The following is a 25,697-nucleotide window of genomic DNA, read 5'->3' as shown; positions in this document are numbered from 1 at the left end:
GGGACCGTGTCGCTCTTGCCTTACTCTTTTCCTATAGCGGCAAATTTCCCTTGGGTATGCTCCGCCAACACCCCCGCCGCCAACTCCACTTCCAACCCCCGCCGCCCGGCACTGACGTGAATCGTCTCGAACGCCTGTGAGGATTGATCGATAAATGTCCTCAGACGTTTCTTCTGACCAAGTGGGCTAATTCCACCAACCAGGTAGCCAGTGGAACGCTGCGCCGCTGCCGGATCCGCCATCTCGCACTTCTTCGCCCCTGCCGCCTGGGCCAGCGCCTTCAGATCCAACGTCCCCACCACCGGCACCACCGCCACCAGCAACTCCCCCTTCTCCGTCACCGCCAGCAGGGTCTTGAACACCTGTCTTGGATTCAGGTTGAGCTTTTCCGCAGCTTCAAGGCCATAGGACGCGGCTTTGGGGTCGTGTTCATAACTGTGGATGCGATGTTCGGCGCGAACTTTCTTCAACAGATCCAAGGCAGGGGTCATGCGGGGGCTCCAACAACTGTGTTCGGTTTCCGTTCGCTGGCTACTGTAGGGCAAATCCTAGTCCGCAACCATTGCCTTGTCGGACAAGGAGGGACCGCGTGTGGGCCATTGGTCAATTTGTGAATGATGGTTCGCTTTCGACCTTTGACATAAGCGTTTCTTGTCTATATTTTTTCGAATCTGAATATAGCGGTGCCCTTATAAGGTGCACCCACACCGTCCGCCTGGCCGAAATGGGGATTTCTGCCGGGTTTCTGTCGAGCGCTGACAGCGCCTCACAACAACAAGAACCGAGGTAATCGAATGACAAACGCTCTACAACAACCGACGTTGTCCAGCCAATGCATGGCCGAATTCTTCGGCACCGCCCTGCTGATCTTCTTCGGCACGGGTTGCGTCGCCGCGCTCAAGGTCGCGGGTGCCAGCTTCGGCCTGTGGGAAATCAGTATCATCTGGGGGGTCGGCGTGAGCATGGCGATCTATCTCACCGCCGGGATCTCCGGCGCACACCTGAACCCGGCCGTGAGCATCGCCCTGTGCATCTTCGCCGGCTTCGAGAAAGGCAAGCTGCCCTTCTATATCCTCGCCCAGGTCGCCGGCGCGTTCTGCGGCGCCGCGCTCGTCTACGCGCTGTACAGCAACCTGTTCTTCGATTACGAACAGACTCACGCCATGGTTCGCGGCAGCCAGGCCAGCCTGGAACTGGCCTCGGTGTTCTCCACCTACCCTCACCCCGCGCTGTCCACCGGCCAGGCGTTCCTGGTGGAGGTGATCATTACCGCCATCCTCATGGCGGTAATCATGGCCCTGACCGACGACAACAACGGCCTGCCCCGTGGCCCGCTGGCACCGCTGCTGATCGGCCTGCTGATCGCCGTGATCGGCAGCGCCATGGGTCCGCTGACCGGCTTCGCGATGAACCCGGCACGGGATTTCGGGCCCAAGCTGATGACCTTCCTGGCCGGCTGGGGCGAAGTTGCCTTTACCGGTGGACGTGACATTCCCTACTTCCTCGTTCCGGTTTTCGCGCCGATCATGGGAGCCAGCATCGGTGCCGCCCTGTACCGTGGCGTCTTCGCCCGCAGCCTGCCCAATGCCGCTACGACCAGCGCACAAACCGACGACACCGCTCAGGGCAAGACCCAGACCTCCTGATCCGCACGCGGATCGCCGAGCCCTGACCTCAACCTCTTTCATTGCAAGGCCAACGACATGACAGACCGTCAGAACAAGAACTACATCATCGCCCTCGACCAGGGTACGACCAGTTCGCGGGCCATCATCTTCGACCGTGACGCAAACGTTGTCGGTACCTCCCAGCGCGAGTTCGCCCAGCACTACCCGCAAGCCGGCTGGGTCGAGCACGACCCGATGGAAATCTTCGCCACCCAGAGCGCGACCATGGTCGAAGCCCTGGCCCAGGCCGGTATCAGCCACGACCAGGTCGCCGCCATCGGCATCACCAACCAGCGTGAAACCACGGTGGTGTGGGACAAGGAAACCGGACGCCCGGTGTACAACGCCATCGTCTGGCAGTGCCGGCGCAGCACCGAGATCTGCGAGCAGCTCAAGCGCGACGGCCTGCAGGACTACATCCGCGAGACCACCGGCCTGGTCACCGACCCGTACTTCTCCGGGACCAAACTGAAGTGGATCCTCGACAACGTCGATGGCGTGCGCGAGCGCGCCGAACGTGGCGAACTGCTGTTCGGCACCATCGATACCTGGCTGATCTGGAAGTTCTCCGGCGGCAAGGTCCATGTCACCGACTACACCAACGCCTCGCGGACCATGCTGTTCAACATCCATACCCTGCAATGGGATGACAAGATGCTCGAGGTCCTGGGCATTCCGAAAGCCATGCTGCCGCCGGTACGTCCGTCCTCGGAAATCTACGGCCATACCAAGAGCAACATCGCCATCGCCGGTATCGCCGGCGACCAGCAGGCCGCCCTGTTCGGCCAGATGTGCGTGGAACCGGGCCAGGCCAAGAACACCTACGGCACCGGCTGCTTCCTGCTGATGAACACCGGCGACAAGGCGGTGCAGTCGTCCCACGGCCTGCTCACCACCATCGCCTGCGGCCCCCGCGGCGAAGTGGCCTACGCCCTGGAAGGTGCGGTGTTCAACGGTGGCTCCACCGTGCAGTGGCTGCGTGACGAACTGAAGATCGTCAACGATGCCCACGACACCGAGTACTTCGCCAGCAAGGTCAAGGACAGCAACGGCGTGTACCTGGTGCCGGCCTTCACCGGTCTCGGCGCGCCCTACTGGGACCCGTATGCCCGTGGCGCGCTGTTCGGCCTGACCCGCGGGGTCAAGGTCGACCACATCATCCGTGCAGCCCTGGAATCCATCGCCTACCAGACCCGCGACGTCCTCGACGCCATGCAGCAGGACTGCGGCCAGCGCCTCAGCGCCCTGCGCGTGGACGGTGGCGCGGTGGCCAACAACTTCCTCATGCAGTTCCAGGCGGACATCCTCGGCACCTGCGTCGAACGCCCGCAGATGCGCGAGACTACCGCCCTCGGCGCCGCCTACCTGGCGGGCCTGGCCTGCGGTTTCTGGAGTGGCCTGGACGAGCTGCGCGGCAAGGCGCTGATCGAGCGCGAGTTCACCCCGCAGCTCGACGAAGCGGCGAAAGAGAAGCTGTACAGCGGCTGGCTCAAGGCCGTCGACCGCACCCGCGACTGGGAACCTCACGAGGAGTAACGTTTCAGCTCAGGGGCGCGGCCTCCAGCCTGCGTCCCGCGCTACGTCCATGCCGCCCTCAGACTGGCCCGACGCCCCTTCCTCCGGCATCATTGCAGCATTTTTCGGCCGCCCCATAGGACGCCCATGAATCTGCCTCCCCGCCAACAACAAATTCTCGAACTGGTCCGTGAGCGTGGCTACGTCAGTATCGAGGAAATGGCGCAGTTGTTCGTCGTCACCCCGCAAACCATCCGCCGCGACATCAACCAGCTCGCAGAGGTCAACCTGCTGCGCCGTTATCACGGTGGCGCCGCCTACGACTCGAGCATCGAGAACACCGCCTACGCCATGCGCGCCGACCAGATGCGCGACGAAAAACAGCGCATCGCCGAAGCCGTGGCCCGGCAGATCCCCGACCATGCGTCGCTGTTCATCAATATCGGCACCACCACCGAATCCATCGCTCGCGCCCTGCTCAACCACAACCACCTGAAGATCATCACCAACAACCTGCACGTGGCCTCGATCCTCAGCGCCAAGGACGATTTCGAGGTGCAACTGGCTGGCGGCAACGTGCGTCGCGACGGCGGCGTGGTGGGCCAGGCCAGTGTCGACTTCATCAACCAGTTCAAGGTCGACTTCGCCCTGGTCGGCATCAGCGGCATCGACGAAGACGGCAGCCTGCTGGACTTCGACTACCAGGAAGTGCGGGTGTCCCAGGCGATCATCGCCAACGCGCGCCAGGTGATCCTCGCCGCCGACTCCAGCAAGTTCGGGCGCAACGCCATGGTGCGCCTGGGCTCGATCAGCCTGATCGACTGCCTGGTGACTGACCAGGCGCCGGTCAGCGCCCTCACCCAGTTGCTCAACCAGTACAAGATTCGCCTCGAAGTCGTCTGACCGCGTGTCCGCCGCCAGCGCAAGGCTGGCGGCGCGAATGTTCGTATTTTTTCATTTGTTTGTAATCCGATCAGTATTTTCTATGAGAAGTCACTGGTCGTCGCCATTCCATTGGGCTAACATTTTCGAATACGAACATAGATGTTCACAAAAGATATCAAAACGACTTTCGAGAGGCCTTGCCGTGTCCCAATCCAGCGCTCCCATCCTTGCCGAGGTCTATGACGTCGCCGTCATCGGTGGCGGCATCAATGGTGTCGGTATCGCCGCCGATGCGGCCGGACGTGGCCTGTCGGTGTTCCTTTGCGAAAAGGACGACCTCGCCAGCCATACCTCGTCGGCCAGCAGCAAGCTGATCCACGGCGGCCTGCGCTATCTCGAACACTATGAGTTCCGCCTGGTCCGCGAAGCCCTGGCCGAGCGCGAAGTGCTGCTGGCCAAGGCCCCGCATATCGTCAAACCGATGCGTTTCGTCCTGCCGCACCGCCCGCACCTGCGCCCTGCGTGGATGATCCGTGCCGGCCTGTTCCTTTACGACAACCTCGGCAAGCGCAAGCAGCTCGGTGCCTCGCGCAGCCTGCGCTTCGGCCCCGGCAACCCGCTGAAGCCGGCAATCAGCCGCGGCTTCGAATATGCCGACTGTGCGGTGGACGACGCACGCCTGGTGGTGCTCAACGCCATGGCCGCCCGTGAGCGTGGCGCGCATATCCTCACCCGTACCCGCTGTATCAGCGCCCGGCGCAACGGCAAGCTGTGGGATGTGCAAGTCGAACGCGCCGACGGTAGCCAGCACAGCATCCAGGCCCGCTCCCTGGTCAATGCCGCCGGTCCTTGGGTAGCGAAATTCATCAAGGACGACCTCAAGCTCGACGCGCCCTACGGCATCCGCCTGATCCAGGGCAGCCACCTGATCGTGCCGAAGCTGTACGAAGGCGAGCACGCCTATATCCTGCAGAACGAAGACCAGCGCATCGTCTTCTGCATCCCGTACCTGGAGCGTTTCACCCTGATCGGCACCACCGACCGCGAATACAGCGGCGACCCGGCCCAGGTGGCGATCACCGAGACGGAAACCGACTACCTGCTGAACGTGGTCAACCAGCACTTCAATCACCAACTGAGCCGTGCCGACATCCTGCACACCTATTCCGGCGTGCGCCCGCTGTGCAACGACGAGTCGGACAACCCCTCGGCGGTGACCCGTGACTACACCCTGGCGCTGTCCTCGGAAGACGGCCAGGCGCCGCTGCTGTCAGTGTTCGGCGGCAAGCTGACCACTTACCGCAAGCTGGCCGAGTCGGCCATGACCGAACTGGCGCCGTGGTTCACCCAGATGACCGGCAGTTGGACCGCCAGCGCGCCGCTGCCGGGTGGTGAAGGCATGAGCACGGCACAAGCCCTGGGCGACGAAATCCTCGCCCGCCATGGCTGGCTGCCAAGCGCGCTGGCCAAGCGCTGGGCGCTGACCTATGGCAGCCGGACCTGGCGCCTGTTGGAGGGCGTGCAGGGCCCGGAAGACCTGGGCGAGGCCATTGGCGGCGGGTTGTTCAGCCGTGAAGTGGATTACCTGTGCCGCGAGGAGTGGGCGGTGTCGGCGGACGACATCCTGTGGCGGCGGAGCAAGCTGGGGCTGTTCCTCAGCGAGGCGGAGCAGCAGGTGCTGCAGGTCTATCTGCAACGCAGGGAACTGAGTCGCGCGGCCTGATCCTAAACCGAGTCGCTCCCATTGCTGGCTTGCCAGGGATGGGAGCGGGAAAGCAAAGCAGGCACTGATTATTCATTCGGTTTTCCGAACACCCGGTAATGCCACTATTCGGCCATCCGACTGAACCTCCCCTTCATCCCCCCGTCAAAAACCTCTGCTACCCCTGTACTACGGGCATTCGTGATCGAAATCACAGCCTGGCACGACTCATGCTCTACACTCAGAACCCGGATGCGCCAGTGCCGAAAAGCACGGGCTCGCTGAACGAACGGCCGACCAACGGCCTCATAAAAAAAACAAGCAAACCACGAGGAACATTCGATGCGTATCGTTCGTCATCTGTTGGGCGCCGCCATCGCGGCTGCCGTGATCACTTCCCCGGCAATGGCCGAAGAACTGACCGGCACCCTGAAGAAGATCAAGGAATCGGGCACCATCACCCTGGGCCACCGTGACTCTTCCATTCCGTTTTCCTACTTTGCCGACGCATCGGGCAAACCGGTCGGCTATTCCCACGACATCCAGCTGGCAGTCGTCGAGGCCCTGAAAAAGGACCTGTCCCTGCCGAACCTGAATGCCAAGTACAACCTCGTCACTTCCCAGACCCGTATCCCGCTGGTGCAGAACGGCACCGTCGACCTGGAATGCGGTTCCACCACCAACAACGTCGAGCGCCAGCAACAGGTGGCCTTCTCGGTGGGCATCTTCGAAGTCGGCACCCGCCTGCTGACCAAGGCCAACGGCCAGCCTCCCATCAAGGACTTCCCGGACCTGGCCGAAAAAAACGTGGTGACCACCGCCGGTACCACCTCCGAGCGCCTGCTCAAGGCGATGAACGCCGACAAGCAGATGAAAATGAACGTGATCTCCGCCAAGGACCACGGCGAATCCTTCCAGATGCTCGAATCCGGCCGTGCCGTGGCCTTCATGATGGACGATGCCCTGCTCGCCGGCGAAATGGCCAAGGCCAAGAAGCCGTCCGACTGGGTCATCACCGGTACCCCACAGTCCTATGAGATCTACGGCTGCATGGTGCGCAAGGATGACCCGGCGTTCAAGAAGGCCGTGGATGACGCCATCGTTGCCCTGTACAAGTCCGGAGAGATCAACAAGATCTACGACAAGTGGTTCATGCAGCCGATCCCGCCAAAAGGCCTGAACCTGCAGTTCAAGATGAGCGACGAACTGAAGAAGCTGATCGCCGAGCCGACCGACAAGGCTGCGGACGAAAAGAAGTCCTGAACCCCACCTAGTTAGTGTCTAACCTTTCATCCGAGGGCGTTCGCGCCCCCGGATGCTCGAAGGTGCCCGTGAAACGACAATCCGAGGGGAGACCCCGATGAATTACAACTGGGACTGGGGCGTATTCTTCAAGTCCACCGGCGTAGGCGACGAAACCTATCTGGACTGGTACATCACCGGCCTGGGCTGGACCATCGCCATCGCCATCGCCGCCTGGATCATCGCCTTGCTGCTGGGCTCCGTGCTCGGCGTGATGCGCACCGTGCCGAACCGCGTGGTATCGGGTATCGCCACCTGCTACGTGGAACTCTTCCGTAACGTACCGCTGCTGGTGCAACTGTTCATCTGGTACTTCCTGGTTCCCGACCTTTTGCCCGAAGGCCTGCAGGTATGGTTCAAGCAAGACCTCAACCCGACTACCTCGGCGCTGATCAGCGTAATCATCTGCCTTGGCCTGTTCACCGCCGCCCGCGTCTGCGAGCAGGTGCGCACCGGCATCCAGGCCCTGCCCCGCGGCCAGGAAGCCGCCGCCCGCGCCATGGGCTTCAGCCTGCCGCAGATCTACAGCAACGTACTGCTGCCCCAGGCCTACCGGATCATCATTCCGCCGCTGACCTCGGAATTCCTCAACGTCTTCAAGAACTCGTCCGTGGCCTCGCTGATCGGCCTGATGGAACTGCTCGCGCAGACCAAGCAGACCGCCGAGTTCTCCGCCAACCTGTTCGAAGCCTTCACCCTGGCGACGCTGATCTACTTCACCCTGAACATGGGCCTGATGCTGCTCATGCGCATGGTCGAGAAGAAGGTCTCGGTACCGGGCCTGATTTCCGTGGGAGGTAAGTGATGGAACTGGACTTCAGCGGCATCACCCCCGCCCTGCCAGGCCTGTGGAACGGAATGCTCATGACCCTCAAGCTGATGGTCATGGGCGTCATTGGCGGTATCGCGCTGGGCACCGTCCTGGCCCTGATGCGCCTGTCGTCGAGCAAGCTCCTGGCACGAGTGGCCGGCGCCTACGTCAACTACTTCCGCTCCATCCCGCTGCTGCTGGTGATCACCTGGTTCTACCTGGCGGTCCCCTTCGTGCTGCGCTGGATCACTGGCGAGGACACCCCGATCGGGGCCTTCACCTCCTGCGTCGTGGCCTTCATGATGTTCGAGGCAGCCTACTTCTGCGAAATCGTCCGGGCTGGCGTGCAGTCGATCTCCAAAGGCCAGATGGGCGCGGCACAGGCCCTGGGCATGACCTACGGCCAGACCATGCGCCTGATCATCCTGCCCCAGGCGTTCCGCAAGATGACCCCGCTGCTGCTGCAGCAGAGCATCATCCTGTTCCAGGACACCTCGCTGGTGTACACCGTCGGCCTGGTGGACTTCCTCAACTCGGCCCGCGCCAGCGGCGACATCATCGGACGCTCCAACGAGTTCCTGGTCTTCGCCGGCGCCGTCTACTTCGTCATCAGCTTCTCCGCTTCCTTCCTGGTCAAGCGTCTGCAGAAAAGGATAACCGTATGATTTCCATCAAGAACGTCAACAAGTGGTACGGCGACTTCCAGGTACTGACCGACTGCAACACCGAGGTCAAGAAGGGTGAAGTGGTGGTGGTCTGCGGCCCGTCCGGCTCGGGCAAGTCCACCCTGATCAAGTGCGTCAACGCCCTGGAGCCCTTCCAGAAGGGCGACATCATCGTCGACGGCACCTCGATCGCCGATCCGAAGACCAACCTGCCCAAGCTGCGTTCCCGGGTCGGCATGGTGTTCCAGCACTTCGAGCTGTTCCCGCACCTGAGCATCACCGAGAACCTGACCATCGCCCAGCGCAAGGTCCTCGGCCGCAGCGAGGCGGAAGCGACCAAGAAGGGCCTGGCCCTGCTCGACCGCGTTGGTCTTGGCGCCCATGCCAAGAAACATCCCGGCCAGCTTTCCGGCGGCCAGCAGCAGCGCGTGGCGATCGCCCGTGCACTGTCGATGGACCCGATCGTCATGCTGTTCGACGAACCGACCTCGGCACTGGACCCGGAAATGGTCAACGAAGTACTGGACGTGATGGTCGAACTGGCCCACGAAGGCATGACCATGATGTGCGTCACCCATGAAATGGGCTTCGCCCGCAAGGTCGCCAACCGGGTGATCTTCATGGACAAGGGCAGCATCATCGAGGACTGCCAGAAGGAAGACTTCTTCGGCGACCCGTCGGCCCGCCACGAGCGCACCCAGCACTTCCTCAGCAAGATCCTGCAACACTAAGCCACTGGCGCCCTCCTCCCGCCTCGTCGGGCGGAGGGCGCTGGTCGTTACAAGGCCTCTGTGATGAAATGCGACCCCACGCTCCTTCACCCAGCCAAGCCTGCCCTTGCCGTGAAACCCCGTCTGATCCGCCAACTGCTCATCCCGCCACTGATCCTGCTGCTGACGATCGGCCTGGGTGTCGCCGGGTTCATGGTCAGCGAGCACAACGGCATCCGCACCTTGAGCGACAACGGCGAGCGCCAGCTCGAACTGCACGCGCGCACGGTGGAGAGCGAAATCAGCAAGTACACCTACCTGCCCAGCCTGCTGGAGCTGGAAGACAGTGTGTCCAAGCTGCTCACCGAACCCGATGGCGACTATCGCCAGGCGGTCAACGAATACCTCGAGGGCCTGAACCGACGCAGCCGCAGCCGGGCGATCTTCGTCCTCGATACCACCGGCCGGGTCCAGGCCACCAGCAACTGGCGCGATGCCGACAGTTTCCTCGGCGAAGACCTGTCGTTCCGTGCCTATTTCCAGGACGCCGTGCGCGGCCAGCCAGGGCGTTTCTACGGCATCGGCAGCACCACCGGCGAGCCGGGCTACTACCTGGCCCACGGGCTTGAAGAACACGGCAAGATCATTGGCGTGGCGGTGATCAAGGTTCGCCTGGAAAACCTCGAGGAACGCTGGCAGCGCGCGCGCCTTGAAGCCTTCGTCAGCGACGAGAACGGCATCATCATTCTCTCCAGCGACCCGGCGCGGCGCCTGAAGTCCGTGCGGCCGCTGACCCCGGAGACCAAGGAGCGCCTGGCCCGCAGCCTGCAGTACTACTGGTTCTCGCTCAACGAACTGCAACCGCTCGGGCGGGAAAAGCTCGGCGACAGCCTGGAGAAACTCACCTTCCCGGCCAACGCCCGGCTCGACGACGGCACCCACGAGGTGGCCTACCTGGCCCAGACCCGGCGCCTGAACGACACCCCCTGGCACTTCACCCTGCTCACCCCGCTGCAGGACCTGCGCCGCGAGTCGATCATCCAGGGCGTGCTGGTGGCCGTAGCCTTCGCCCTGCTGACCATCCTCGCCATCGCCTGGAACGAGCGGCGCAAGGTGATCGCCACGCGCCTGGCCGCCCGCGAGGCGCTGGAAGAAGCCAACAACCAGCTGGAACGCAAGATCGCCGAGCGCACCGCCGACCTGCGCGCCAGCAACGAACGCCTCAAGGCGCAGATCCGCGAACGACGCCAGGCCGAGCAGACCCTGCGCCATGCCCAGGACGAACTGGTCCAGGCCGGAAAGCTGGCGGCCATCGGGCAGATGTCCACCAGCATTGCCCATGAACTGAACCAGCCGCTGGCGGCGCTGCGCACCCTGTCCGGCAACACCGTGCGCTTCCTCGAACGCGGCTCGCTGGAGATCGCCAGCGCCAACCTGCTGACCATGAACGACCTGATCGACCGCATGGGCCGCATCACCGCCAGCCTGCGCTCCTTCGCCCGACGCGGCGACGACCGCGGCCAGGCCTCGCTGGGCAAAGCCATAGACGCGGCACTGCAAGTGCTCGCCGCGCGCATCGACGGCTGCCACCTGAAGCTGCACAGCAACTACAGCGAGCAGACCCTGGCCATCGACCAGACCCGCCTGGAGCAGATCCTGGTCAATCTGATCGGCAATGCCCTCGACGCCATGGCCGCGGTGCCGCTGCCAGAACTGTGGCTGGAAGGCGAAATCCAGGAGAACAAGTACCGCCTGAGGGTGCGCGACAACGGTCACGGCATTGACGACGAGGCGCGCAAGCACCTGTTCGAACCCTTCTTCACCACCAAACCGGGCGAACATGGCCTGGGCCTCGGCCTGACCCTGTCCGCCAGCCTCGCCGCCGCCGCCGGTGGCAGCCTGGGCGTCGAACACCCCGCCAGCGGCGGTACCGCGTTCGTCATCAGCTTGCCGCGGTCCCCCGCCCCTACTGAACCTGCCGAGTCCCTATGAACACATCGCCCCTGACCGTCCTGATCGTCGAAGACGACCCGCATGTGCTGCTCGGCTGCCAGCAGGCGCTCGCCCTGGAAGACATCGCCAGCGAAGGCGTGAGCAGCGCCGAACAAGCGCTGGAGCGGATCGGCGATGACTTCGCCGGGATCGTGGTCAGCGACATCCGCCTGCCCGGCATCGACGGTCTGGAATTGCTGAGCCGCCTCAAGGCCCGCGACAGCAGCCTGCCGGTGGTGCTGATCACTGGTCACGGCGATATCGACATGGCGGTCGGCGCCATGCGCAACGGCGCCTACGATTTCATGGAAAAGCCCTTCTCCCCCGAACGCCTGGTGGACGTGGTGCGCCGCGCCCTGGAACAGCGTGGCCTGGCCCGGGAAGTGTTTTCCCTGCGCCGCCAACTGGCCGAGCGCAGCACCCTGGAAGGGCGCATCATCGGCCGCTCGCCGGCGATGCAGAGCCTGCGCGAGCTGATCGCCAACGTCGCCGATACCTCAGCCAACGTGCTGATCGAGGGCGAGACCGGCACCGGCAAGGAGCTGGTCGCGCGCTGCCTGCACGATTTCAGCCGGCGCCAGGGCCAGCCTTTCGTCGCCCTGAACTGCGGGGGCCTGCCGGAAAACCTGTTCGAAAGCGAGATATTCGGCCATGAGGCGAACGCCTTTACTGGTGCTGGCAAGCGCCGCATCGGCAAGATCGAGCACGCCAACGGCGGCACGTTGTTCCTCGACGAGATCGAGAGCATGCCGATCAACCTGCAGATCAAGCTGCTGCGGGTCTTGCAGGAGCGCACCCTGGAGCGCCTCGGCTCGAACCAGAGCATTCCGGTGGATTGCCGGGTGATCGCGGCGACCAAATCCGACCTGGAGTCCCTCGGCCAGAGCGGCCAGTTCCGCAGCGACCTGTACTACCGGCTCAACGTGGTGACCCTGGAACTGCCGCCGCTGCGCGAGCGGCGCGAGGACATCCTGCAACTGTTCGAGTACTTCCTCCAGCAGTCGTCGCTGCGCTTCGACCGTGAGGCACCGCAACTGGATAGCCAGACCCTGTCACGGCTGATGAGCCACGACTGGCCGGGCAACGTGCGCGAGCTGCGCAATGTCGCCGAACGCTTTGCCCTCGGCCTGCCGGCTTTCAAGAAGGCCGGAGCCAGCGCTCCCTCGCAGGGCGTCGGTTTCGCCGAAGCGGTGGAAGCCTTCGAGCGCAACCTGCTGAGCGACGCGCTGCAACGCACCGGCGGCAACCTCAGCCAGGCCAGCCAGGAGCTGGGCATGGCCAAGACCACCCTGTTCGACAAGGTGAAGAAATACGGGCTGGGTTAACGTTGAGCGATATGGCCGATATCGTCGGCGCGGTGCTCTTGCAGGTACGGTAGCACCGCCGCCAACAGTGCCGCCTTGAACGGTTCCTGGAAACGATGGGCCAGGCCGGGGATCAGCTTCAGCTGACTACCCTGGATGTGCGCCGCCAGATGTACGCCGTGCATCACCGGCAACAGTGGATCGGCAGTGCCATGCACCACCAGCGTCGGTACCCGCAGGCGATTGAGCAGTTCGACCCGGCTAGGTTCGGCGAGGATCGCCATGATCTGCCGCTTCACGCCATCCGGATTGAACGCCCGATCGTAGGACACCGCCGCCTGCTGCAGCAGTACCTGACGATCGTCGTGCACCTGCGGGCTGCCCAGTGCGGCCAGCAAATCGGCCTGCTGCTCGATGGCCACTTCACGGTTCGGCGCGCTGCGCCGGGCCAACTGGCTGATCAACGCCGGGCTCGGTGCCGGCAGGCCTTGAGCGCCGGAGCTGGACATGATCAGGGTCAGGCTCTCGACGCGCTCCGGCGCCATCGCCGCCACATGCTGGGCGATCATCCCCCCCATGCTCACGCCGAGCACATGGAAGCGGGTCTCGCCGAGGTAGTTCATCAGTTCCAGGCCGTCCTCGGCCATATCTTCAAGGGTGTAGGGCGCGCTCACCGAAAGACCGAGGCGATAGCGCACCAGTTCATAGGTCAGGCTGGCGTCCGCCGGAGGCTGGTTCCAGCGCGACAGACCAACATCGCGGTTGTCGTAACGGATCACCCGGAAGCCTTGGCGACACAAGGCCTCGACCACCTCGTCCGGCCAATGGATCAGTTGACCGCCCAGCCCCATGACCAACAACAGCGCCGGATCAGTGCTGCGTCCAACGCTCTGGTAAGCCAGGCTGACCTGCTTCAGTTGTGCCTGCTCGACAGGCGCATGGACGTCGCAACGCCCAGCGGCGAACGACGGAAACGCGCAAAACAGCGCGAAAAGAAAGAAATAGAACCGCATGGACGAAACACCGAAAACGAAATCCCCAGTAGAGCGCGAGTGTGATGATGTTTGTGCCGTCGCGCTGCCACAGTTCAGTGACAATTTCGTGAACCCCGCTGAGTGGACTGAGTATTCTCGGCTGGTCACAGCGATGTTCGATCCCAGCGATATCTACCGCCCCACCCTTTGACGCTTGTCCTCAAATCCGCCCACCGCGGCGCCCCGCCGCGCTCAGCAAGGACAAGCCGAATGCTCGATACTCCGGATGAAGCCCTCATGGACGTGGTCGATTTCGACCTCGCCCACCCGCTCGACGCCCTCCTCCCCGCAGATGAAAACCTCTTCCTCAGCGCCATTCACACCTGGCAACAGAGCCGCCAGCGCCTGTTCGAGCTGGTGCGCGAAGCGCCAGCGACCCGCGACAGCACAGATCCTGGCCTGCGCGAGCAACTCGATCAGGAATGGCTGGCCTACTGGGCCGCCCGTGCCCCCGGTACCGCGTTGTCACGCCAGGCCGATGCCCTGCAGCAGTACCGCCTGCATTTCCAGGCCGCCTGTCAGTGGGCCTGTGCCATGGGCCAGTTGACTATCGCGCAACGCCAGGCCTTGCACCGGCTGCTCAGCGAAGAAGACCGCGACCACGCGCGCATTCCCCACGGACGCCTTCCCTCCGGCAGCCAGCAAGCGCTGCCCGGGGCTCTGGTCATCGACCAGGACGACTGTCACCTGCTGTATCTGCCAAATCACGCTCCGGTCTTGCAGGCATTCTCCAGCCAGACCGACCTGGAGCAGTACCTGCTACAGCATCAGGAACTGCTCCCCGGCTGTATCGGTATCGACTACGAAGCCGTCTCTGCTGCGCTGGACAGCGCCGGCAAACGCTTGATGAACGCCCTGCGCATTCGGCGCCTGGATGAAGCCGCCGGATTCGACCATTGGCGTGCCCATACGCCCTTGCTGGCCGAGGCTCCGGCGGCCGCAAGGCTCGATGACGAGGGGACACCAGAGGAGGGCTTTGGCGGCCTGTACCGCGACCTGCCGCTCAGCACACGGGTGAACAAGGTTCGTCAGCAACTCGCCGCCTTCGAAGCCAGCGCCACGCAGGGACAACTGCCCGACACTCTGCAGGTGACACTCGACGCCCTGGCCAATGCTCAGGTCGAGAGCATTGCCGCGGCCTGCGCCCTGCTCGCCAGCGCAGTTCCCGACCGGACCAGCACCCACTACGAGACCTTGCGTCAGGCGCGTATCGCCGGCCTGCGCGCCGAAGCGGACATCCAGCACGCCCTGGGCCTGCTGGATACACCACACCGCGCCCTGCTCGACGCGGTCTTGCAAGCACCCAAGGCGCAACAGCGCGACGATCCCGTCAGCGTCGCCACCCTGCACCTGCTGTCCGGTGAAGACGCGCATGAGTTGGACGGGATCCTGTTGATCGGCCACAGCGACAGCGAGGGCGACCTCGCGCCTCGCCAGCCGCTGCTGCTCTACTGGCCGGGCACGAGCGGTGGCCTGCAAGGCTTCGCCTCGCTTCAGGCGCTGGAGCAGGCATTCTTCAAGGCCGCCCCCGGCAAGAGCAGCCTGCACCTGCTTGTACTGGACGAAGATGCCTTCGACCACAGCCTGGCCCGGCAATTATCGGTGTACGAAGCCGGGCTGCGCGCGCTGCGCCAGCAACACGCCGGGCCGACGCTGGAAGCACACGAGGCCGCACTGCGCGAGGACACCCGCGAGCGCCTGCAGGTGCCGGTCCACGCTGCCCGCGACCTCGCCCATCGACAATGGCGCGAACAGCAGGACGGCCTGCAAGCCGCGCAACAAGCCCCAGCCTGGTTGAGCCGCCTCGACAGCCAGAAGCAGCGGCGTTTCCAACGATTGATCGAAGCGTACTGCAGCGCCATGCAGCGCTCCCGCCGATATCTGAGCGGGGCGTTACCCGCCCGCGCCGTGTTCGCTCGCCAACAGGTAGCGCTGCGCTTGCGCCAGGCGTTCGCCCTGGAGAGCGATGTGCAGGTACATCTCGAACTGCCGGACACCGTGCGCCGCAGTCGCGACATCATTCCTGGCTCAGGCGCCCCCGGCACACCGGTCAAGGCCGTGCTGGTTCCCAGCGTCGAACGCAGCCGCATGCCCCTGGAAGACCTGGCCCTGCAACAGATCGACGACGAGCTGGATCAGCGCCTGGTGTTCATGCAGGTCCTGGTCAGCGGCGGCGACAATGCCGAACATCCCCGGGTACTGGCAGGCGTGACCCTGCCCTGGCTACGTGAGATGACAAGCGACCTGAACCTGGCCGGTCGCTACGAGCAGTGCATCATCGAAGCCTTCATGGGCCGCGCCGGCGAGTCGCGCTTTAGCGCCGAATACCGCGAAGAATGCCTGCTCGAACCGTTGCGCCTGATGCTGCGCATGCAGGGCGAGGCAGCCCTGCAGCAACAGCGCATCGATGAACAGGGCCGGGCCATGCTGGACCTCGCCATCGACGCGAGTTCGAGCCAGCAATACAACCGCCACGCCCTGGCGGTCAGCCTCTTGCCCGTGTTGCTGACCAGCGGTGGCGACGACACCGAAGGCCACAGTAGCGGACTGTCAGGGGTCGTCCTGATTCATTCGGCAGCCATCAACGTCACCCTGCTCTATTTGCCGGATAGCCCGGACGGCCATTTCCTGCGCCAATACGATGACCTGGAAAGCGCGCGCAAAGGACTGTTCCGCCTCTGCTTCGACAGCCAGATGACCGAGTATCTGGGGCGCCTGGCGCTGGAGGGTGAGGTCGCCGCCCACGTCAGTCGCATCGAGCAAGCCTGTGTCCGCCAGTTCGACGGCATCATCGGGGTCGGACTGGCCTGGCCGGCGACCACCTCGCTGGCCCGCCACCTGTGCGACGCGCACAAAGGTCGACTGATCGTGGCGCACCGCTCCTCCTCGCGCTGCGCCTACGACCTGTTCATGGAGCGTCGAGCTCTGGAGAGCGGCATGGTGTTCAACTACATCAAGATGGCCCTGGGCGCGATTCCCTTCGTAGGTGCCGCCATCGCCGTGTTCGACGGCTGGCTCGCCAGCAATCGCGTGGCAGATGCGCTGCAGCGCGGTGAACCCGCCGAGGCGCTGGAGCACCTGGAGTCGGTGCTGATGTGCGTGATCGACGCAATGATGGATATCCTGCCGGGCATCGGACTCAACCCGGCCGCACTGCGCCAGGCCATCCACCAGCGGCAGTTGCGCCGACTCGCCAGCCTGCCGGTGCAGGGAAGCAAGCGCACCGCGCAGCAGCGCTTCAGCGGCTATGAATACACCGCAAACCTCTCCCTCGCGGGCGTGATGCCCGGTAGCACGGGCATCCATCGCAACGTCTACCGCCTCGCCGAAGGCGATTTCATCCTTGCTCACGATCGCCTTTACCAGGTCAGCTTCGACGAGGCCCGGCATACCTGGCGTCTGGTCGGTCGTGGCAACGGCTACCGCCAGCCAATCGCGCTGGACGACAGCGGCCAGTGGGATACTCACGGAGCGATCTACGGCGTCAACATAATCAGTCCGGTCAGCGGCGGCGGCGGCGTCCTCGGCGTGCTCGCCGATGGCCTGGATCCCTTGTGGCCGGCGGCGATTCGCGAGCGCCTGCCGCGCTGGTGGACCGACCCGGGTTTGCGCCGGCTGCGTGCACTGCGCAGCAGCACCGACTATCAACTGCGCGAACTGGACCGGCTGAATCGGCAGACTGCCATCGAACAACGCGCATTCAACCGCATCAGCGACGAGCAACAGCGCTACCGCCAGGCGGAGAAACTGGCCAACCATTTCGCCTACGAACGACAACTCGCCGACAGGATCTACCCGGAACTGGAAGAACTGGCACAACTGAGTGCCGGCAACAACCGCACCCGCGCCAAGGACTTGATGAGCCGGGTGGCATGGCTGCAGGTCAACCGCCTGAGCAACGAGCTCAACGGACTCAAGCGCGGGGCCACGGAAATACTCGACCAGATCGACATCCTGGTGGAGAAGACCGCCAGCACGCCGGCCACCGAAGTGACCAGGCACCTGGAGATCATGCAACGGCGCAAGGTCCTGCGGGTGCAAGTGATCGGCAAGCTCCAGGCGGTCGCCAACTACACCCATGCCATCGAGAGGTGGGGCAAACGCATCACCAACGCCACGCAGAAATCAAAGGTCAGCGCCGACATCGAATTCGCCCGGCGCAACTTCAACCAGGCTACGTGCGACATCCTCAAGGTGCGCAACTACCTGGAAGTGATCAACCGCTACGAAACCGCGACCGATGAATCCTGGTTCTACCTGCAAATTCCGGTGTGCAAGGCACGAGTCGAGGTGGATCGCAGCCTCAACAACCTGTTCCACCTGCCCCAGGTGCGCAGCAACGCCGAGCAGCGCAAGCGCATGCTGGAAGCCTGTATCGATACCTTCGAACGCTACGGCTACAACTTGCGGGCCTGGTCCGCCAGCTACGCCCATTGCTTCGATCATGACTTCGTCGAGCCGTTGCTGGAACACCTGGAGTCGATCAGCGACCTGGCCGAACGCTGGAAACAGAAGATTCCCGAGTCGGCGGTAAAGCCGGTCAACCAACGGGGTCCGTCCGTGGACAGGAAACTGTTCGAAACCGAAGACAACCAGTTCTTTATCGGTGTCGAGCAGGATGCCGGCGGTCCGCAGCGACGCATCACCATCAACCGTGTCAACAACGGTACCGAGGTCTATGTACCGGGCAAGAACGGCCGCTGGCGCCTGAAGGAGCCCGCCACCCCGGTAGCCCCCACGCCGGTGGATATCGAGCGCCTGCTGCAAGAAGCCAGGGCGCGCCTGGACAGGCTGCCCGCCTATCAGGAAAAGGTCGAGGGCTACGCTCGCCATGACATGCTGCCGCGTAACCTGGAGCATTTGCTGGCCAGCGAGGCCAACGAACTGCGGGTGCGCGCCGAGCGCATTGCCGAGCAGGCCCCACAGGCGGAACTGGTCGCCGCGCTACGGCGCAAGGCCGATGAACTGATTGCCAGCGGGCGCAGTCTGCGCATCCGCCAGTCGCTAGCCAGCCGTACGCCCAACGAAGGCATGCTGGACTACCTGATCGAGCAGGGTGCCGTGGATATCCGCAAGATCGGCACGCTGAACAAGCTGCCGAAGCGTATCGACGGACGCGCGGACTACCTCCTCGAATACGAAATCCGCGACCTGACCCAGGGCGCACCGTTTGTTCGCTGGTATGCGCACTTCCATTACCCGAGTCCAACGCCTGGCTTCGACCGCTTTACCAAGGCCCACCTGAAGTCTGCCGAGCAACGCCGCCTTGGCCTGCAATGGCAACTGGCACAAGGGGAAACTGCCGAACGCATCTGGCGTGGCGACCTGGGCAAGCCGCTGGCGAAAAAGCACTTCGCCGACCTCTTCCGCCAGCCAGGCGAAAGCTGACAGTCCTCTCCCGTGTCGCCAGATGCATCCGGCGACACGGGCTTCTACTGCGTGCGCGGCAGTCGACAGCTCGCACAGCATGAGACAAACTCAACAACATTCCGTTTTCGTCAAATTACTCTCATGGAGAATCCAGGTGCTCGAAATCCGCCACCTGAAAACCCTGCACGCCCTGCGCGAGGCCGACAGCCTGGTCGAGGCCGCCGAGCGCCTGCATCTGACGCAGTCCGCTCTGTCCCACCAGTTCAAGGAACTGGAAGAACGCCTGGGCATGCCGCTGTTCGTGCGCAAGACCAAGCCGATCCGCTTCACCAGCGCCGGCCTGCGCCTGCTGCAACTGGCCGATGCGACCCTGCCGCTACTGCGCGGCGCCGAGCGGGATATCGCCCGGCTGGTGGGCGGCACTGCCGGGCGCCTGCACATGGCCATCGAGTGCCATAGCTGCTTCCAGTGGCTGATGCCGACCATCGATCAGTTCCGCGATGCCTGGCCGGAAGTCGAGCTGGACCTGGCCTCCGGCTTCGCCTTCGCCCCACTGCCGGCGCTGGCCCGTGGCGACCTCGACCTGGTGGTGACCTCGGATCCGGTGGAACTGGCCGGGATCACCTACGTTCCGCTGTTCACCTACGAGGCTATGCTTGCCGTGGCCAACCAGCATGCGCTGGCGGGCAAGCCCTATGTGGTGCCGACCGACCTGGCCACGGAAACCCTGATCACCTACCCGGTGGAGCGCGACCGCCTGGATATCTTCACCCGCTTCCTCGAACCGGCCGACGTCGAGCCGGCGCAGGTGCGCACGGCGGAACTGACGGTGATGATGATGCAACTGGTGGCCAGCGGCCGCGGAGTCTGCGGCATGCCGCACTGGGCGCTGCACGAGTACAGCTCGCGGGGCTACGTGAAGGCCAAGCGCCTCGGCGAGAAAGGCCTGTTCGCCACGCTCTACGCCGCAGTGCGCACCGATATGCTGGATGCGCCGTACATGCGCGACTTCCTGCTTACGGCCAAGGACACTTCGTTCTCCACCCTCGACGGTGTCAGCGCTGTGCGCTGACGTTGCTTCTCGGAGCGTGGCCGACAGTTCAGGCCAGCTTGCGCTGCTCCTGTACCAGGCGCAGCGCCAGGGCAGCGAGGACAAAGCCCATCACGTAGCGTTGCAGCATCAGCCACAGCGGATAGCGCATGAACCAGGCGGAAATCCCGGCGGCGAACAGCGCGATCAGCAGGTTGACGGTGAAGCTCACGCTGATCTGGGTAACGCCGAGGATCAGGCTCTGGGCGAGGACCGAGCCATGCTCCGGGGTGATGAACTGGGGCAGGATCGACAGGTAGAACATCGCCACCTTGGGGTTCAGCAGGCTGGTGAGAAAGCCCATCAGCACCAGCTTGCGCGGCGAATCCGGGGTCAGGTCGCGGGGTTCGAAGGGCGAGCGAGCGCCGGGTTTCACGGCCTGCCAGGCCATCCACAGCAGGTACCCGGCACCGGCCCAGCGCAGCAGGTCGTAGCCCAGGGGCACGGCCATGAACAGGGCGGTGAGGCCGACAGCCGCAGCAGTCATGTGCACCAGAAAGCCGGCGACCACGCCCAGCAGCGACGTGACTCCCGCCATGCGGCCCTGGCAGATGGAGCGGGAAATCAGGTAGATCATGTTCGGTCCGGGGGTGAGGACCATCAATAAAGCGGCGCCGGTAAACAGCAGCCAGTCGTTGAGAGGGATCATCAGGGGCACTCCTTTGCAGTGATTTGTTTGTTGTTATTGAGGGCCTCATCGCGGGTAAACCCGCTCCCACAGGGTTAGCGGTGTACGCGATCCTTGTGGGAGCGGGTTTACCCGCGATAGATGGATCAGGCACCGCGATAGATCGGCAGGATACTGTCCCGAGTCAACGGCGCCAGCTCCAGCTCAAGCGCAGCATCGCCATCCACCCACACCGCTTCCTCGATCTCGGCAGCCGGCACTACTGCCGCATCGGTCTGCACCCGAAACAGCTCGCACACTACCTCGAACCCCGGCTCGTTCGCCGCCGGCGCGCTGAAGTTGCCAAGGTACTGCGCCTCGTCCTCATCGATACGCAACCCCAGCTCCTCGAACAGCTCCCGCGCCAGGGCCGTCACCGGCAGTTCGTCCGCCTCGATCTTGCCCCCCGGCTGCATGAACGCCAGGGTGCCGCGCTTACGCACCAGCAGGGTCTGGCCACGCGGGTCGATCAACAGGGCGGCGGCGATTCGGATGGTCTTGCTCATGGACGCGACTCGTAACGAAAAAAGACGGGCAAGCATCACCTGACCAGTGGCCTCTTGCAACCATCGGCGCACGGACGCATAAACAGTCCATGAACCTCCCTGCCCTCGATCATCCGGTACTGGACGCCTTCCACCCCGCCATCCGCGCCTGGTTCCGCCGCAGCTTCGCCACGGTCACCGCGGCCCAGGCCCGGGCCTGGCCGCTGATCCACAGGGGCGAATCGCTGCTGGTGGCCGCGCCTACCGGCTCCGGCAAGACCCTCACCGCCTTCCTCGCCGTGCTCGACGAACTGTTCGAACAGGGTCTGGCGAACGACGGCCAGTTGCCGGACGAAACCCTGGTGGTCTACGTCTCGCCGCTCAAGGCGCTGTCCAACGATATCCAGATCAACCTGCAGAATCCGCTGGCCGGGATCAGCGCCGAACTGGAACAGCAAGGCCTGCCGGTGCCGCGCATCCGCACCGCCGTGCGCACCGGCGATACGCCGCAGAAAGAACGCACAGCCATGCGCCGGCAAGCACCGCATATCCTGGTGACCACGCCGGAATCGCTGTACGTGCTGCTGGGCTCCGCGTCCGGGCGCAAGGGCCTGGCGACGGTGCACACGGTGATCGTCGACGAGATCCACGCCCTGGCTGGCAACAAGCGCGGCAGTCACCTGAGCCTGACCCTGGAACGCCTCGAAGCCCTGTGCGGCAAGCCGTTGCGGCGTATCGGCCTGTCGGCGACGCAGCGTCCGCTGGAGCGCGTGGCGGGTTTTCTGGTTGGTACCGGACGGGCTTGCGCCATCGTCGATATCGGCCATGCCCGACACCGCGACCTGGGCATCGAAGTACCCCCGCAACCGCTGGGCGCGGTGATGGCCAACGATGTCTGGGAGCGGGTCTACGACCGCCTCGCCGTGCTCGCCCGCGAACACCGCACCACGCTGATCTTCGTCAACACCCGGCGCCTGGCAGAGCGCATGGCTCGCTATCTCAGCGAACGCCTTGGCCGTGACGCGGTGGCGGCGCACCACGGCAGCCTGGCCAAGGAAGCCCGGCTGGACGCGGAACAGCGGCTCAAGCGCGGCGAACTGCAGGTGCTGGTGGCCACCGCCTCGCTGGAACTGGGCATCGATATCGGCGAGGTGGAACTGGTCTGCCAGATCGCCTCACCGGGCTCCATCGCCGCCTTCCTGCAACGGGTCGGTCGTTCTGGACACCAGATCGAAGGCACGCCCAAGGGCCGCCTGTTCCCCACCAGCCGCGACGACCTGATCGAGTGCGTCGCCCTGCTCGACTGCGTGCGCCGCGGCGAGCTGGACGAAGTGCAGATTCCCCGAGCACCGCTGGACGTGCTGGCCCAGCAGATCATCGCCGAAGTCAGTTGCCAGCCCTGGCCGGAACAGGCCCTGCTCGACCTTTTCCGTCGTGCCCAGCCCTACGCCGGGCTCGACGAAAAACACTACCAGGCCCTGCTGCGCATGCTCGCCGAGGGCTACAGCGGCCGTCAGGGCGTACGCGGCGCCTACCTGCACCGCGACGCGGTCAGCGGCGAACTGCGCGGTCGCCGTGGCAGCCAGCTGACCGCCCTGACCAGCGGCGGAACCATTCCCGACAACGCTGACTACGCCGTGCTGCTGGAGCCGCAGGCGCTGAACATCGGCAGCGTCAACGAGGACTTCGCGGTGGAGAGCATCGCCGGTGATATTTTCCAGCTTGGCAATGCGTCCTACCGCATCCTCCGGGTCGAGCCAGGCCGGGTGCGGGTCGAGGATGCCCAGGGCTTGCCGCCCACTATTCCGTTCTGGCTCGGCGAGGCGCCCGGTCGCAGCGACGACCTGTCCCGCGCCGTCGCACGCCTTCAGGCCGAGATCGACCAGCGCCTGCAAGACAGCGAGGGCCGCGAACGACCGCTGCTGAAGTGGCTGGCCGAAACCCTGGGCCTTGGCCCGGACAGCGCCGAGCAATTGCTGGATTATCTCGGCCGCAGCCGCCAGGTCCTCGGCGCCCTGCCCTCCCAGGACACCTTGGTGATGGAGCGTTTCTTCGACGAATCCGGCGGCACCCAACTCATCATTCATTCGCCGTTCGGTAGCCGCATCAACCGCGCCTGGGGCCTGGCCCTGCGCAAGCGCTTCTGCCGCACCTTCAACTTCGAACTGCAGGCGGCGGCCAGCGAGGACGCGATCATCCTGTCGCTGTCCGCCGGCCACAGCTTTCCCCTGGAAGAGGTATGGCGCTACCTGCCCAGCGCCACGGCCGAGCACATCCTGATCCAGGCGGTGCTCGACGCCCCGCTGTTCGGCGTGCGCTGGCGCTGGAACGCCGGGGTCGCCCTGGCCCTGCCGCGCTTCGCCGGCGGCAAGCGCATCGCCCCGCAGATCCAGCGCATGCGCAGCGAGGACCTGACCGCCGCCGTATTCCCCGACCAGCTGGCCTGCCTGGAAAATATCGTCGGCGAGCGCGAAGTGCCGGACCACCCGTTGGTGGAACAGACCCTCGACGACTGCCTGCACGAGGCCATGGATGCCGAGGGCTGGCTGGCCTTGCTGCGGCGCATCGAAAGCGGCGGGATCCGCCTGATCTGTCGCGACCTGCCGGCGCCTTCGCCGCTGGCTGCGGCAATCCTCAATGCCCGGCCCTATGCCTTCCTCGATGACGCACCGCTGGAGGAACGGCGCACCCAGGCCGTGCTCAACCGGCGCTGGAGCGAGCCGCAGAGCGGCGACGAGCTGGGTGCCCTGGATCGCGATGCCATTGCGGCGGTAGCCGCCGAAGCCTGGCCGACGCCGGGCAGCAGCGACGAGATGCACGAGGCCCTGATGACCCTGGCGACGATCACCGATGCCGAGGTGGCAGCCAATCCGGGCTGGTACGAGTGGCTCGCGTCGCTGGCCAAGGGTGGCCGCGCCTGTCGCCTGCAACTGGCCGAGAGCGGTCTGTGGCTGGCGCGGGAGCGACTGAACCTGTTGCGCGCGGTCTATCCGCAGGCCCCGCTGCAACCGGACCTGGCGCCATTGCCGGGCTTCGATGAACGCCTTGGGGAAGACGATGCGGTACTGGAACTGATCCGCGCCCGCCTCGGCGGTTTCGGTCCTTCGACGCCGCAACAGATCGCTGCACCGCTGCAATTGCGCACTGCCCTGATCGACCAGGCCCTGGCCCGCCTCGAAAGCGAGGGCTATGTGCTGCGCGGTCAGTTCCATCCTGACGAGATGAAGGTGCAGTGGTGCGAACGCCATCTGCTTGCGCGCATCCATCGCTACACCATCAAGCGCCTGCGCCGGGAAATCGAGCCGGTCAGCCTGCAGGACTTCATGCGTTTCCTGTTCGACTGGCAGCACCTGTCCAGCGCCGGTCGCCTGCAAGGCAATGCCGCCCTCGGCGAGGTGCTGGAACAGTTCGAAGGCTACGCCGCGGCCGCCAGCGCCTGGGAAAGCGACCTGCTGCCCGCGCGGCTGGGCGACTACAGCCCGCGCTGGCTGGACGAAGCCTGCCGCGCCGGCAAGTTCGCCTGGGCGCGCCTGGCGCCGTCCGGCAAGGCCGCCGCCAGCACCCTGCGCAGCACGCCGCTGGTGCTGCTGCCGCGCAGTCGCCTGGGCTTGTGGCAGGGGCTGGGACAGCCGTTCGCTATCGAAGCGCTGTCGCCCCGAGCACAGAAGGTCCACGCCGCGCTGAGCCAGCACGGTGCGCTGTTCTTCGATGAACTGCGCGACGAGGCTCGCCTGCTGCCCACCGAACTGGAGAACGCCTTGCAGGAGCTGGTGGCCGCCGGGCTGGTCAGCGCCGACAGCTTCGCCGGCCTGCGCGCCCTGATCACCCCGACGAGCAAGCGCCAGGCTCACAACAGCCGGCGCGGGCGCGGGCCGCTGTTCGGCGGCATGGACGATGCCGGGCGCTGGGCGCTGTTGCGTCGTTCCGCCGGCAATGAAGACCGCGAGGCGCTTTACGAACATATCGCCCGCACCCTGCTGCGCCGCTATGGCGTGGTGTTCTGGCGCCTGCTGGAGCGCGAGGCCGACTGGCTGCCGAGCTGGCGCGAACTGCTGCGCACCTTCCACCGGCTTGAGGCTCGGGGCGAGATTCGCGGCGGGCGTTTCGTCAGCGGCCTGGCCGGCGAGCAGTTCGCCCTGCCCGAGGCCATCGCCGTGTTGCGCGGCGTAAGACGTCGGCCACTGGATGGCAACCTGGTGCTGGTCAGCGGCAGCGATCCGCTCAACCTCAGCGGCAGCCTGCTGCCCGGAGCCAAGGTGCCGGCGCTGGCGGGCAATCGCCTGCTGTATCGCGACGGCTTGCCAGTGGCGGCGCTGGTGGCAGGGACGGCGCAGTTCTGGCCCGAGGTGGCGGAGAACGATGAACCCGTGCTGCGCGAGCGCCTGATCCGAGCGTAGGGTCGACGCAAAACCTTGTGGGAGCGAGCTTGCTCGCTCCCACAAGGTTTACCGACAGCTTTCAAGAGTTGTGCAGATAGTCCGGGGCAACTGACTGGCCT

At 64.7% G+C, this 25,697-nt stretch carries 17 protein-coding genes; 13 read left to right on the top strand and 4 right to left on the bottom strand.

Annotation, left to right across the window (positions count from 1 at the left end):
• Window positions 1-20 precede the first annotated feature (20 nt).
• Window positions 21-491, bottom strand: coding sequence for a Cys-tRNA(Pro) deacylase (gene ybaK / locus AC5QPF_RS07195; protein ID WP_494962583.1), 471 nt, complete (start codon window positions 489-491; stop codon window positions 21-23).
• A 303-nt stretch (window positions 492-794) separates the two neighbouring features.
• Here ybaK and AC5QPF_RS07190 point away from each other — a divergent pair, with 303 nt between their 5' ends.
• The 10 genes from AC5QPF_RS07190 to aauR all read left to right on the top strand — a co-directional run bounded on the left by AC5QPF_RS07190 (window position 795) and on the right by aauR (window position 12,574).
• The gene (locus tag AC5QPF_RS07190; RefSeq protein ID WP_494962582.1) at window positions 795-1,646 is read left to right on the top strand and encodes an MIP family channel protein; all 852 of its coding nucleotides are present in this window, start codon (window positions 795-797) and stop codon (window positions 1,644-1,646) included.
• Window positions 1,647-1,703: 57 nt separating this feature from the next.
• On the top strand, window positions 1,704-3,203 hold the full coding sequence (gene glpK, locus AC5QPF_RS07185) for a glycerol kinase GlpK (RefSeq protein WP_494962581.1): 1,500 nt from the start codon (window positions 1,704-1,706) through the stop codon (window positions 3,201-3,203).
• A gap of 126 nt (window positions 3,204-3,329) precedes the next feature.
• The gene (locus tag AC5QPF_RS07180; RefSeq protein WP_494962580.1) at window positions 3,330-4,085 is read left to right on the top strand and encodes a DeoR/GlpR family transcriptional regulator; all 756 of its coding nucleotides are present in this window, start codon (window positions 3,330-3,332) and stop codon (window positions 4,083-4,085) included.
• Between the two features lie 184 nt (window positions 4,086-4,269).
• Complete coding sequence (glpD, locus tag AC5QPF_RS07175; protein ID WP_494962579.1) at window positions 4,270-5,790, top strand: glycerol-3-phosphate dehydrogenase; 1,521 nt, start codon at window positions 4,270-4,272, stop codon at window positions 5,788-5,790.
• Window positions 5,791-6,111: 321 nt separating this feature from the next.
• Window positions 6,112-7,032: a glutamate/aspartate ABC transporter substrate-binding protein gene (locus tag AC5QPF_RS07170; RefSeq protein ID WP_494962578.1), complete on the top strand. Its 921-nt coding sequence runs from the start codon at window positions 6,112-6,114 to the stop codon at window positions 7,030-7,032.
• A 97-nt stretch (window positions 7,033-7,129) separates the two neighbouring features.
• The gene (locus tag AC5QPF_RS07165) at window positions 7,130-7,876 is read left to right on the top strand and encodes an ABC transporter permease subunit (RefSeq protein ID WP_494962577.1); all 747 of its coding nucleotides are present in this window, start codon (window positions 7,130-7,132) and stop codon (window positions 7,874-7,876) included.
• Window positions 7,876-8,547: an ABC transporter permease subunit gene (locus AC5QPF_RS07160; protein ID WP_494962576.1), complete on the top strand. Its 672-nt coding sequence runs from the start codon at window positions 7,876-7,878 to the stop codon at window positions 8,545-8,547. The genes AC5QPF_RS07165 and AC5QPF_RS07160 overlap by 1 nt, the downstream gene beginning before the upstream one ends.
• Complete coding sequence (locus AC5QPF_RS07155) at window positions 8,544-9,278, top strand: amino acid ABC transporter ATP-binding protein (protein WP_458975506.1); 735 nt, start codon at window positions 8,544-8,546, stop codon at window positions 9,276-9,278. Before AC5QPF_RS07160 ends, AC5QPF_RS07155 begins: the two co-directional genes overlap by 4 nt.
• A 63-nt stretch (window positions 9,279-9,341) precedes the next feature.
• Complete coding sequence (gene aauS / locus AC5QPF_RS07150) at window positions 9,342-11,249, top strand: two-component sensor histidine kinase AauS (RefSeq protein WP_494962575.1); 1,908 nt, start codon at window positions 9,342-9,344, stop codon at window positions 11,247-11,249.
• Between the two features lie 47 nt (window positions 11,250-11,296).
• A complete protein-coding gene (aauR, locus tag AC5QPF_RS07145; RefSeq protein WP_494964135.1) occupies window positions 11,297-12,574 on the top strand; it encodes a two-component response regulator AauR in 1,278 nt (425 codons plus the stop codon).
• Here aauR and AC5QPF_RS07140 read toward each other — a convergent pair.
• Window positions 12,571-13,566: an alpha/beta fold hydrolase gene (locus AC5QPF_RS07140; protein ID WP_494962574.1), complete on the bottom strand. Its 996-nt coding sequence runs from the start codon at window positions 13,564-13,566 to the stop codon at window positions 12,571-12,573. The two genes, aauR and AC5QPF_RS07140, sit on opposite strands and share 4 nt — an antisense overlap.
• Window positions 13,567-13,797: 231 nt before the next feature.
• Here AC5QPF_RS07140 and AC5QPF_RS07135 point away from each other — a divergent pair, with 231 nt between their 5' ends.
• Both AC5QPF_RS07135 and metR read left to right on the top strand, forming a co-directional pair.
• Window positions 13,798-18,975, top strand: a complete 5,178-nt coding sequence (locus AC5QPF_RS07135) for a dermonecrotic toxin domain-containing protein (protein ID WP_494962573.1) — start codon at window positions 13,798-13,800, stop codon at window positions 18,973-18,975.
• 136 nt (window positions 18,976-19,111) lie between these two features.
• Window positions 19,112-20,029: a transcriptional regulator MetR gene (metR, locus tag AC5QPF_RS07130; protein ID WP_494962572.1), complete on the top strand. Its 918-nt coding sequence runs from the start codon at window positions 19,112-19,114 to the stop codon at window positions 20,027-20,029.
• 28 nt (window positions 20,030-20,057) lie between these two features.
• On the opposite strand, the gene AC5QPF_RS07125 is transcribed toward metR, so the two are convergent.
• Together AC5QPF_RS07125 and AC5QPF_RS07120 are read right to left on the bottom strand one after the other, a co-directional pair.
• Window positions 20,058-20,696, bottom strand: coding sequence for a LysE family transporter (locus AC5QPF_RS07125; protein WP_494962571.1), 639 nt, complete (start codon window positions 20,694-20,696; stop codon window positions 20,058-20,060).
• Between the two features lie 125 nt (window positions 20,697-20,821).
• Complete coding sequence (locus AC5QPF_RS07120) at window positions 20,822-21,220, bottom strand: NUDIX domain-containing protein (protein ID WP_494962570.1); 399 nt, start codon at window positions 21,218-21,220, stop codon at window positions 20,822-20,824.
• 89 nt (window positions 21,221-21,309) lie between these two features.
• On the opposite strand from AC5QPF_RS07120, the gene AC5QPF_RS07115 reads away from it, so the two are divergent.
• Entirely contained in the window at window positions 21,310-25,596 is a 4,287-nt protein-coding gene (locus AC5QPF_RS07115) for a DEAD/DEAH box helicase (RefSeq protein WP_494962569.1), read from the top strand.
• Window positions 25,597-25,697: the final 101 nt, after the last annotated feature.

This window comes from Pseudomonas sp. Con_6, assembly GCF_059379395.1.
The sequence above is the reverse complement of the archived record's forward strand: the minus strand, read 5'-3'. Positions and strand labels throughout refer to the sequence as shown.